Origin of the sequence: Streptomyces sp. NPDC056486, assembly GCF_042795295.1 — a bacterium.
GTDB lineage: Bacteria > Actinomycetota > Actinomycetes > Streptomycetales > Streptomycetaceae > Streptomyces.
Genome location: NZ_JBHTSF010000239.1, coordinates 1 through 10659 on the forward strand (window position 1 = coordinate 1; position 10659 = coordinate 10659).

At 70.4% G+C, this 10659-nt stretch carries 9 protein-coding genes; 4 read left to right on the forward strand and 5 right to left on the reverse strand.

Annotated features, from left to right (window positions below; genetic code table 11):
• Positions 1–139: 139 nt before the first annotated feature.
• On the reverse strand, positions 140–754 hold the full coding sequence (locus tag ACFQ7F_RS43295; protein ID WP_383284344.1) for a hypothetical protein: 615 nt from the start codon (positions 752–754) through the stop codon (positions 140–142).
• 79 nt (positions 755–833) lie between these two features.
• Here ACFQ7F_RS43295 and ACFQ7F_RS43300 point away from each other — a divergent pair, with 79 nt between their 5' ends.
• The 3 genes from ACFQ7F_RS43300 to ACFQ7F_RS43310 all read left to right on the forward strand — a co-directional run bounded on the left by ACFQ7F_RS43300 (position 834) and on the right by ACFQ7F_RS43310 (position 2947).
• The gene (locus ACFQ7F_RS43300; RefSeq protein WP_383284346.1) at positions 834–1910 is read left to right on the forward strand and encodes an exo-alpha-sialidase; all 1077 of its coding nucleotides are present in this window, start codon (positions 834–836) and stop codon (positions 1908–1910) included.
• A 37-nt stretch (positions 1911–1947) separates the two neighbouring features.
• Positions 1948–2652, forward strand: coding sequence for an NADPH-dependent F420 reductase (gene npdG / locus ACFQ7F_RS43305; protein WP_383284349.1), 705 nt, complete (start codon positions 1948–1950; stop codon positions 2650–2652).
• 106 nt (positions 2653–2758) lie between these two features.
• Positions 2759–2947 carry a hypothetical protein gene (locus ACFQ7F_RS43310; RefSeq protein WP_383284352.1) on the forward strand — a complete coding sequence of 63 codons (189 nt, stop codon included), beginning with the start codon at positions 2759–2761 and terminating at the stop codon, positions 2945–2947.
• Here the strand turns inward: ACFQ7F_RS43310 and ACFQ7F_RS43315 are convergent.
• Positions 2937–3737, reverse strand: a complete 801-nt coding sequence (locus ACFQ7F_RS43315) for a site-2 protease family protein (protein WP_383284355.1) — start codon at positions 3735–3737, stop codon at positions 2937–2939. The two genes, ACFQ7F_RS43310 and ACFQ7F_RS43315, sit on opposite strands and share 11 nt — an antisense overlap.
• Entirely contained in the window at positions 3734–5275 is a 1542-nt protein-coding gene (locus ACFQ7F_RS43320; protein ID WP_383284359.1) for a recombinase family protein, read from the reverse strand. The genes ACFQ7F_RS43315 and ACFQ7F_RS43320 overlap by 4 nt, the downstream gene beginning before the upstream one ends.
• Before the next feature lie 16 nt (positions 5276–5291).
• Here ACFQ7F_RS43320 and ACFQ7F_RS43325 point away from each other — a divergent pair, with 16 nt between their 5' ends.
• Entirely contained in the window at positions 5292–8636 is a 3345-nt protein-coding gene (locus ACFQ7F_RS43325; protein WP_383284362.1) for a BTAD domain-containing putative transcriptional regulator, read from the forward strand.
• Between the two features lie 11 nt (positions 8637–8647).
• Here the strand turns inward: ACFQ7F_RS43325 and ACFQ7F_RS43330 are convergent, their stop codons facing one another.
• Complete coding sequence (locus ACFQ7F_RS43330; RefSeq protein ID WP_383284366.1) at positions 8648–9475, reverse strand: ABC transporter permease; 828 nt, start codon at positions 9473–9475, stop codon at positions 8648–8650.
• A complete protein-coding gene (locus ACFQ7F_RS43335) occupies positions 9472–10491 on the reverse strand; it encodes an ATP-binding cassette domain-containing protein (RefSeq protein WP_383284369.1) in 1020 nt (339 codons plus the stop codon). The genes ACFQ7F_RS43330 and ACFQ7F_RS43335 overlap by 4 nt, the downstream gene beginning before the upstream one ends.
• Between the last annotated feature and the right edge of the window lie 168 nt (positions 10492–10659).

Here is a 10659-nt window from a genome sequence, read left to right on the forward strand (position 1 = left end):
GTGCAGAGTGGACGAAAGGCATGTGACGCGGGGTAATCGGGCGGGTGGGCGGGAAAAATCCGCCGCGAAGCGGCGGTTCAGCTCGGCCCAGAAGGCGCCCCGCCAGCAAGAAGCGACGGCCCAGTTCAAGCGCCGCCGCCTACCACCGTGCCGGAGGCGGCGCCGTCAGTTGGTCCGCGAGCCGTGAGAGCCGGTCCCGCAGCCGCCGGCGGCCCCGCGCCGCAGGCATCGAGTTCTCACCGGCCGCCGCGCTCACCAAGTGCTGGACCATGTCCAGGTCGAGGTCAGGCGACTCCGGCACGACGAGAGTTTCGTGAGCCATGGCCCGCAGATCCCCGTGCCCCGAACCCAGGGCAAGCACAGTCGCCCCCGCCGCACGCGCGTCATGCACCCGCTCCAGCAACCCCGCCCCCGGCGGCCGCGCGGGCGTGTCCGGCGCCACCACGAGCAGCGTCTCACCGCGCCGCGCCGCCTCGATCCGGCCGAGCCCGGTCGACAGATGTGCGGGATCACCCTCCCGCACCCGGTGGCGTACGAGCGTCGGCGTCAGTTCCGGCGTCCCGGACCAGGCCGCCTCGTCCACGAGATGCGCGGCCAGATGCCACGGCTCGTACTCCTGCGTGCCCACGAGCAGAAGGCCGCCCCCGTGCGGCACCACGGAGGACCGCAGCGTGCCCGCGAAGCGTCGCGTCGCGCCCACCCACTCGGTTCCTGCGAGCACTTCGCGCAGCAGCGCGACCCGTACGGCGTCCATGGGGCCGCATCCTGCCTCAACGCAGTAGTCGTCAGGCGGCGTTCACCGGGAATTCGCCCGAGGTGGGGAATGACCGGGGATGGCTGATGAGACAACTGTTCCCTTCCGGGCCGGGCGTGAGGGCTACGCGAGCTTCCGGATTCCCGCCGTCGTGCTCACGAACTCCGGCTCCCTCCTCGCCTTCTGCGAGGGCAGGTTCGGCTCGCAGGAGGACTTCGGCAACATCGATGTGGTGCTGAAGCGGTCCAGCGACGGGGGCCGCACCTGGGGCCCGCTCCAGGCCGTCGCCAAGAACGGCGACAACCTCGCGGGCAACCCCGCACCCGTCGTCCTCGGCACCGGCCGCATCCTCCTCGTCCACGTCCGCAACGCCGCCGCCGCGACCGAGGACGCCATCCGGCGCGGCAAGGTTTCCGCCGCGAACGGGCGGCGGGTGTGGGTCCAGCACAGCGACGACGACGGGCTCACCTGGTCGGCGCCCCGGGAGATCACCGGGCAGGTGAAGAAGGCGAACTGGCGGTGGTACGCGACCACACCGGGCCACGCGGTGCAGACCAGTACGGGCCGGGTCGTCGTGCCCGCCAACCACTCCCTGCCGCCGACCGGCACGGACAACGGCACCGAGGGCAAGTACAACGGCGGCCACAGCCTGCTCAGTGACGACCTCGGCCAGACCTGGCGCATCGGCTACATCGACGACAACACCAACGGCTATGTGAACGTGAACGAGACCACCGCGGCCGAACTCCCCGACGGGCGGCTCTACTTCAACACCCGCAACGACTCCCCGGCCCCCGGAACCCGCGCCGACGCCCACTCACGCGACGGCGGCCAGAGCCTGGCCAAGCCCTTCCGGCCACAGGCCGGGCTCGTCGGCCCGGTCGTCGAATGCAGCGTGCTGCAGCTGCGTACGCCGGACGTCCTGCTGTTCTCCGGGCCCGCCGACCCCGGCTTCCGCGCCCTGATGACGGTGCGCCGCAGCCGCGACGGCGGCACCACGTGGCAGGACGCGTACACAGTGGACGGGCTGCCCGCCGCGTACTCCGATCTCGTCCGCGTCGACGAGGACACCGTCGGACTCCTCTACGAGACGGGTGACTTCAGCGCGTACGAGACGATCACCTTCCGGCGGATACCGGTGACCGAGCTGGCCTGAGAGAGGAGGTGGCCGGGCGGTGAGTAAGGTCGGCCGCATGACCTCTAACGACAGTGTGCAGAAGGCTCCGGCCAAGGATCCCTGGGAGCTGCCCGACGTCTCCGGGCTCGTCGTCGGCGTACTCGGCGGCACCGGCGACCAGGGCCGCGGCCTCGCCTACCGCCTGGCCCGCGCGGGCCAGAAGGTGATCATCGGATCCCGCGCGGCCGAGCGGGCGCAGAGCGCCGCCGACGAGCTCGGCCTCGGCGTCGAGGGCGCCGAGAACGCGGAGTGCGCGCGGCGCAGCGACATCGTGATCGTCGCCGTACCGTGGGACGGGCACGGCAAGACCCTCGAAGCGCTGCGCGAGGAGCTGAGCGGCAAGCTCGTCATCGACTGCGTGAACCCGCTCGGCTTCGACAAGAAGGGCGCCTACGCCCTGAAGCCCGAGGAAGGCAGCGCCGCCGAGCAGGCCGCCGCCCTCCTTCCGGACTCCAGGGTCACGGCCGCCTTCCACCACCTCTCGGCGGTCCTGCTCCAGGACCCGGCCGTCGAGGAGATCGACACCGATGTGATGGTCCTCGGCGAGGTCCGCGCCGACACGGACCTCGTCCAGGCGCTCGCCGCGCGGATCCCCGGCATGCGGGGCGTCTTCGCGGGACGCCTGCGCAACGCCCACCAGGTCGAGTCCCTCGTGGCCAACCTGATCTCCGTGAACCGCCGCTACAAGGCGCACGCGGGGCTGCGCGTGACCGACGTCTAGGACGTAGCGGGCATGGGGGACACTGGGTGCGGACGCCGCCCGCGCACATCGCTGCGCGCGGTGGCCCGGCGTCACCCGAACCGACCCCCGACAGGAGCCGACCCCCATGCCCCGCCTCGCTCTCTACGCCCTCATCGTCTGCGCCCTCGCCGTCGCCGCGGCCGTGGTCTCCTTCGTCCAGGGCTACTGGATCGGCGTCGTCTGGGTGCTGCTCGCAGGACTCTCGTCGAACATGGCGTGGTACTACCTGCGCCGGGCGAAGGCCGAGCGGAACGCGCGCGCCGCTACGGGTTGAGCGTGCAGTACTGGCTCGGGTCGCCGTCCCAGAAGCGGTAGAAGTCCTGGCCGCAGTACGTCTCCAGGTCGTACACGCCCAGGCCCCGCAGGATCGCGTCGATAGCGTCGAAGAACGCGCCGTTGACCTCGGGGATCCACAGGATGCCGAAGACGGCGATCAGGCCGAACGGCGCGAACGGCTCCACCTGGCGGCGGATCTTGTGCGAGAGCCAGGGCTCGATGACGCCGTACCCGTCCAGGCCCGGGATGGGCAGCGAGTTCAGGATCGCGGCCGTCAGCTGGAGCATGGCCAGGAAGGCGAGCGCGAACCGGAAGGTGTCCGGGACGCCGGAGAGCGCGTCGAGCCAGAAGGGCGCGGTGCAGACGATCGCGAACAGCACATTCGTGAGCGGCCCGGCGGCCGAGATCAGACTGTGCTTCCACTTGCCCTGGATCCGGCCCCGCTCGATGAAGACGGCGCCACCGGGCAGACCGATCCCGCCCATGATCACGAAAAGCACCGGGAGCACGATGCTGAGCAGGGCATGGGTATAGGCGAGCGGATTGAGCGTCAAGTACCCTTTCGCGCCAACTGTGATGTCGCCGCTGTGCAAAGCGGTGCGGGCGTGGGCGTACTCGTGAAGGCAGAGCGAGACGATCCACGCAGCAGTGACGAACAGGAAGACGGCGATGCCCGGGGACGAGGCGAAGCCGGTCCACACCGCCCACCCTGTGGCAGCCATGATCGCCACGATCCCGAGGAAGACGGGGCTTACGCGGTGCCCTGCGGTGGCGGTTCGAGTGTTCATGGGCTGAGGGTAGCGGCGTCCCGGGGCGGCAGGTCGAGAGGGAGGCCGCGCCAGGGCCGGCCCCGGGGACGTGCGAGGAGTTGCTCTGCGTCACTAGGGGATCGAAGGATGTGTCCGCTGCTGCCGTGGGGGTGACAGTCGACAGTGATGCCTGCTCGCAGGAGATCATTTGCCATGGCTGCGATATCGGCGCTTTGCCATCGCTCGGCGAACGACAGTCCTGTCTCCTGGTACTCCCAGTGGTCTGCGTCCGTGCCCACCGCGTACGCGCGGTCTGTGACGGGGAGGTGGCCGAATTCTGCGAGGACCAACCGCATGACCGGCTCAATGATCTCTGTCTCTGGTGTGAATACGTACCCCTTGCATGCAGGTGAGCCCGTGCGCGACAGGCAGCGGATCTTGCTCGTTGACCGCTCGGAACCGTCCTTGCGAGTCTTCTTCGTGGTGTGCAGCTGCAGGTTCTTTCCGCAGCCCCCGCACTTGATCACGCCGAGGAGTGGGGTTTTGGGGAAATCAGGTTTCCTGGAGGAGACAGAGACAGAGACAGAGGCAGCGGTGAGAGTGCCCCGCAGTCTGTCCCAGACGTCCTCATCCAGCACAGGGTCGGCCATGCGGATCCGTTGTCCGTTCTCGTCCTGGACGAGAACCCTGCGCTGATACTTCTTCCCCGCTACGGGCTCGTTGAGGGTCTTGAAGCCGAGAAGGCCTGGAGAGGAAAGGATCTTCTTCAGCGTGGCGGGGTGCCAGATGAAGTCCCGCTCGGCCTTCCGCTTGATGTAGGAGTCGGCGGGGGAAGGTACACCACGGCTTTCGAAGTCCCGACAGACCGCGTTGATCGCTTCTCCGGCGATGACTCGGCGCGCGGCCTCCTGCACGACCGCCGCTGTGGCCGGGTTGATCTCCAAGTACCGACCTCCGTCCTTCGCGTAGGTCCGGTAGCCGTACGGCGGGGACCCTCCACCCCATCGCGGGGTCGCCAGAAGGTGCTGACGCATCGAGGTGACCCGGTCCGATGCCGCGAGCGATTCCATGCGGGCGAATGAAGCGATCATGGAGGCCATGGCCTCCCCGGACGGCTCGGTCAGGTCGAAGGGCTCGGTGACGGAGACGATGCCCTTGTCGCCGTGTCTCTGAGCCCAGTGGATCAGGTCATGAAGATCGCTGACCTTGCGTACGAGACGGTCCAGTCTCCAGACGACAATGACATCGAACTCCGGAGCACGATCGTTGAGCCATGCCGCAAGTTGCGCTCGCTGCCACGGCGTCGCGCGAGAAGCGGACTCGAAGTCTTCGGCTGTTCCGACGATGTCCCATCCGCGTTGGTCGCAGTAGAGCGCGCACTCCGTCAACTGGCGCTGTGGGCTGGTTGTGGCATCTGTCTCCGTCGATAGACGGACCACGATGAGGGCTCTCGGAGGGCTCGTCATGACGGGAAGGTAACTGGTGCATGTCTGACCAGGTGAGGGATACGTAGCTTCATACCCGAAAGGGACCTGGGCCGGAGGTAGCGGGTGCGGAGGCGTGGCCACCTTCGCCACCAGAGACAATGGACCCGTGCGCTACCGCATTCTCGGCACCACGCAGGCAATTCAGGCCGACGGCACTCCCACCCCCGTCGGCGGCACAAGGCTGCGCGCTCTCCTGACGGTCCTCGCTCTCCGCGTCCCCCGCCCCGTCCCGGCGGCCGTACTCATCGACGAAGTGTGGGACGGCGATCCGCCCGCCGACGCGACCGCCGCGCTGCAGGCACTGGTGGGGCGCCTGCGCCGGGCCGTCGGTGCCGGGGCGATCACTTCGACCGACGGCGGCTACGCGCTGTGCGCCGCACCGGACGACATCGACCTGTACCGCTTCGACCGCCTCGCCGGTGAGGGGACGAACGCCCTCGCGGACGGCGACGCGGCCAAGGCGGCGGCGCTCCTGGACGACGCCCTCGCCCTGTGGCAGGACCCCGCCCTCGCCGACCTCCCGGACCGCACGGCGCAGGCCGCCCGCTGGGAGTCCCGCCGGTTCGAAGCCCGCCGCGCCAGGCTTGCCGCGGCCCTCGCCCTCGGCCGCGCCGAGCAGGTGCTGCCCGAGCTCGCCGCCCTGTGCGACACCCACCCCCTCGACGAGCCGCTCCAGGCCCTGCGGCTGCGGGCGCTGCGCGACGCGGGCCGCCCGGCGCAGGCACTCGCCGCGTACGACGCGGTGCGCCGCCTCATCGCGGACCGCATCGGCGCCGATCCGGGGCCCGAACTCCGCGCCCTCCACGAGGAGTTGCTGCACCACGACGCCCCGAAGCCGCCTCCGGTCCAGGCCCGCCCGGCGCAGAGACCGCAGGGCAACCTGCGGGCCAGGCTCACCTCCTTCGTCGGTCGCGAGGGCGACATCGAGGCCATCCGGGGCGACCTGGCGCAGGCCCGCCTCGTCACGCTGCTCGGGCCCGGCGGCGCCGGGAAGACGCGGCTCTCGCAGGAGGCTGCCGAGGCCTACGCGGGTGGTGTGCCCGACGGCGTATGGCTGGCCGAGCTCGCACCGGTCGAGGACCCGGACGCGGTGCCGGAGGCCGTCCTCACCGCGCTCGGCGCCCGTGAGACGGTGCTGCGCGGCGCGGGGGCCGAAGAGCTGCGTGCGGTGTCGGAGTGGCACGCCGACGACCCCGTCGTACGCCTCACCGAGCACTGCGGGTCCCGCCGCATGCTCCTGATCCTCGACAACTGCGAGCACGTCATCGACGCCGCCGCCCGCCTCGCGGACCGGCTGCTCGCGCACTGCCCCGGCCTCACCGTCCTCGCCACAAGCCGTGAACCCCTGGGCGTACCGGGGGAGTTGCTGCGCCCCGTGGAGCCTCTGCCGGAGCCGATCGCGCTGCGACTGCTCGCGGACCGCGGCGCGGCGGCGCGACCCGGCTTCCGTATCGAGGACGACCGGTCGGCGGCGGAGGAGATCTGCCGACGCCTGGACGGTCTGCCGCTGGCCATCGAACTGGCCGCGGCCCGCCTGCGCATGCTCACCCCCCGGCAGATCGCCGACCGCCTTGACGACCGCTTCCGGCTCCTGACGAACGGCGCCCGCACGGTCCTGCCCCGCCAGCAGACCCTGCGCGCGGTCGTCGACTGGTCCTGGGGCCTCCTCGACACCTCCGAACGCACCGTCCTGCGCCGCCTCTCCGCCTTCGCGGGCGGCTGCGACCTGCCTGCGGCGGAGGCGGTGTGCGGGGCCCCGACCGAGCCCGCCGAGCCCGCCGGACCCGACGGCGGGACAGGCGTTCAGCCGCTCGACGTCGCCGACGTGCTCGGCTCCCTCGTCGACAAGTCCCTTGTCGTCGCCGCCCCTTCGCCGCAGGGCGTGATGCGCTACCGGCTCCTGGAGACCGTGGGCGAGTACGCGCGCGAGCGGCTCGACGAAGCCGGTGACCGCGGCGCCGCCGAGCGGGCCCACCTCGTGTACTTCCGCGAGTTCGCCAGGCTCACCGAACCGCGGCTGCGGGGCGCCGGACAGCGGCAGGCCGTCGAGGGGCTCGAGATCGAGTACGAGAACCTGCGCACCGCCCTGCGGCACGCCGTCGCCGCCCGGGAGGAGCAGGAGGCGCTCTGTCTGGTCCTCTCGCTCTCCTGGTTCTGGACGATCCGTGACCTGCGCGTCGAGATCCGCAACTGGTCGCGCGACGTCATCGCTCTGGGCCCCGACCCCTTCGCCCGCCCTGTCACCCCGGTGGAACCGCTCTACGAACGCTGTACGGACGCCCCGCTGCCGATGCGCCCCGAGGTGCTCGAAGAGGCGCGGCGCGGAGTCCACCTGATCCAGCTCTCCTGCATGGACATGAACCTGGAGGCCTGGCAGACGCCCGAGTCCGTCGAGAGGCTCGCGGGCATCCGGGAGGCGTACCGGCCGGGTCTTCCGCAGACCTGCTGGTCGCCGGGGAGCCTGTGGTTCTTCGCGGTGCTGATGGAGGGGGACATCACCCAGCTGTACGAACTCATCGACGCGACCATCGCCACCTGCCGCGAGCTCGGTTACGACTGGGAGCTCGCCGCGTCCTTGCAGCAGCGCGCCAATGTCCTCGCCAACCGCGCCGACTGGGCGGGCGATGCCGGCCGGGACGCCGACGAGTCCCTGGAGATCTTCACCCGGCTCGGCGACGTGTGGGGCATGGCCGAGGCGCTCTCCTCGCGCGGCGAGGCCAATGAGCGGCGCGGCCGGTACACCCTCGCCGCCGAGGACTTCGCCGCCGCCATCGAACACGCGGAGCAGCTGGGCGCGCCCGCGCAGGTGAGCGTGCTCACGGCCCGGCTCGGGGCGGCGCTCGCCGAGGCGGGCGAACTGGCCCGGGGCGAGGAGCTGCTCTGGTCGGTCCTGGAGCGTGACGGTGTGGGCGGCGGCAACGGCGAGTCCATGCCCGCTTCCCGTTTCTTCCTCGTCGACCTGCTCGGCCGCACCGGGCGCACCGCTGAGGCGCGCGAGCAACTCCAGCTCCTTAGGGAGGAGTTCAAGGCCGTCGAGTTCGTCATCTTCGAGGGTTTCACGCTGGGTGCCGAGGCGTGGCTCAACACGGTGGACGGCCGCTACACCGAGGGTCTCGTCGTGGCGCGCACGGCGCTCGACAAGTCCCTCGACCCGCTGACCAAGATGATGGCGCCGCAGATGACCTCCGTCCATCTCACCGTCGCCGCCCGCGCCCTGGCCGCGCTCGACGGTGGCAGGCACGCCTACGACGCCGCGCGGCTGATCGGCGTCGCCCGCCGTGAACTGCCGCCAGGGCACTTCGCCGCCGCCGCGGAGCGCGAGATCCACACGGCCGCCGAGGCGTTGGCGCGCGAGGCACTGGGTGACGCCGCGTACGAGGCCGCGTACGAGGAAGGCGGCAGCCTCTCCGTGGAGGAGGCCGCCGCCCTCTGCGACAGGCACATCGGCTAGCGCGTCCGTACTCAGTCCTTCGTACGGAACTTGTGGATCGCGATCGGTGCCATCGTCAGGGTGAGCACCGCCGACCAGCCGACCGTCACCCAGATGTCGTGGGCGACCGGGCCGCCCACCATCAGGCCGCGCGCGGAGTCCGCGAGCGAGGACAGCGGGTTGTAGTCGGTGAAGCCCTGCAGCCAGCCCGGCATCGACTGGGTGGGGGCGAAGATCGACGACCCGAACTGCAGCGGCATCAGGACCAGGAAGCCCATCGCCTGCACGGACTGGGCGCTCTTCATCGTGACGCCGAGGACCAGGAAGATCCACATGATGGACGTGCCGAAGAGCGCGGAGAGGCCCACGGCGGCGAACAGGCCGCCCCAGTTCGTGATGTCGAAGCCCACAAGGACACCGACGATCATCATGATCGTCGTCGCGATGAGCAGCCGCATCAGCTCCACCACGATCTTGGCGAAGAGGACCGAGCCCTGGCCGATCGGCAGGGTGCGGAAACGGTCCATGATGCCGTTCTGGAAGTCCTGGTTGAAGCCGGTGCCGACGGCCATGGCGATGTTCATGCTCATCATCGCCATCATGCCGGGCACCACGTACTGCACGTACTGGTCCTGACCGCCGCCGAGGGCCTGCCCGATGGAGCCGCCGAAGACGTACACGAACAGGAGCGTGAAGACGATCGGCATCAGGACCGCGTCGAACATCGACTCCGGGTCCTGGCGGATCCACAGCAGATTGCGTCGGACGAGGGCGCTGGTGTGGCGCACGTGGTCGCGAAGACCTATGCGGGCGTCGGCCTCTCCCTGGTGGAGGGGCGGCGCGAGAGTGGTGCTGCTCATACGGCAACCTCCTCGAGTTCGGGGCGGGCGTCCTGCGGGGCGCTGGCCTTGTGGCCGGTGATGGAGAGGAACACCTCGTCCAGGCTGGGCAGTTCGGTGGCGATCGAGCCGATGGTGATGCCGCGCGCGGTGACCGCGCCGACCACGGCGGTGAGCTGCTCGTCGCTGAGGATCGGCACCAGGACCGTGCCCGACTCGGCGTCCACGGTCGAGGTGGCGATGCCGGTCAGGCCCATGTCGTCGAGGGCGCCTGCCAGCGGGTGCAGCTCCAGCGGGTCGGCCGGGCGGATGCGCAGGGTGCGGCCGCCGACCTTCGCCTTCAGTTCGTCGATGCCGCCGTTGGCGATGACCTTGCCGCGGTCGATGACGGTCAGCTCGGAGGCGAGCTGCTCGGCCTCCTCCATGTACTGGGTGGTGAGCAGTACGGTGACGCCGTCGCCGACCATGCGCTTGACCTCGGCCCACACCTCGTTGCGGGTGCGGGGGTCGAGGCCGGTGGTCGGCTCGTCCAGGTAGAGGACGGAGGGGCTGCCGATCATCGACGCCGCGAGGTCGAGGCGTCGGCGCATGCCGCCGGAGTACGTCTTGGCGGGGCGGTTCGCCGCGTCGGTGAGGGAGAACCGCTCCAGGAGGGCGTCGGCCTTCGACCTGGACTCCTTGCGGGAGAGGTCGAGGAGGCGCCCGATCATGTACAGGTTCTCGCGCCCGGAGAGCTTCTCGTCGACTGCGGCGTACTGACCGGTGAGGCCTATGACACGGCGGAGCTGGCGGGGCTGCTTCACGACGTCGTAACCGGCCACGAAGGCCGAGCCCGAGTCCGGGGTGACGAGGGTGGAGAGGCAGCGTACGAGGGTGGTCTTGCCGGCGCCGTTCGGACCGAGCACGCCGAGGACCGTGCCTTCGCGTACGTCGAGGTCCACGCCGTCCAATGCTTTGGTCTCGCCGTAGTGCTTGACCAGTCCCCTTACGGTGACGGCGTTTCCGGCGCCGCCGGGGGTGTTGTCGATTCGCTTCATGCCGCAAGGTTGGCAGCCGCCACCGACAAACCACCGACAGCCCGCCTACACCTGCGACCGGTGGGGCCGACACCGCTCACTCTCCACCCCGGGTGGGGCGCATCGGGTGGGTCTGTGGGGCCGCATTCCCCTGCGGGTGGGCGGGTGGCTGGTTCCCTGTCCCGCCGC

Excerpts from the sequence above, each read along its gene's own strand:
- ACFQ7F_RS43295 (WP_383284344.1), bottom strand. The coding sequence starts at position 754 with ATGGACGCCGTACGGGTCGCGCTGCTGCGCGAAGTGCTCGCAGGAACC.
- ACFQ7F_RS43300 (WP_383284346.1), top strand. The coding sequence starts at position 834 with ATGGCTGATGAGACAACTGTTCCCTTCCGGGCCGGGCGTGAGGGCTAC.
- npdG (WP_383284349.1), top strand. The coding sequence starts at position 1,948 with ATGACCTCTAACGACAGTGTGCAGAAGGCTCCGGCCAAGGATCCCTGG.
- ACFQ7F_RS43310 (WP_383284352.1), top strand. The coding sequence starts at position 2,759 with ATGCCCCGCCTCGCTCTCTACGCCCTCATCGTCTGCGCCCTCGCCGTC.
- ACFQ7F_RS43315 (WP_383284355.1), bottom strand. The coding sequence starts at position 3,737 with ATGAACACTCGAACCGCCACCGCAGGGCACCGCGTAAGCCCCGTCTTC.
- ACFQ7F_RS43330 (WP_383284366.1), bottom strand. The coding sequence starts at position 9,475 with ATGAGCAGCACCACTCTCGCGCCGCCCCTCCACCAGGGAGAGGCCGAC.
- ACFQ7F_RS43335 (WP_383284369.1), bottom strand. The coding sequence starts at position 10,491 with ATGAAGCGAATCGACAACACCCCCGGCGGCGCCGGAAACGCCGTCACC.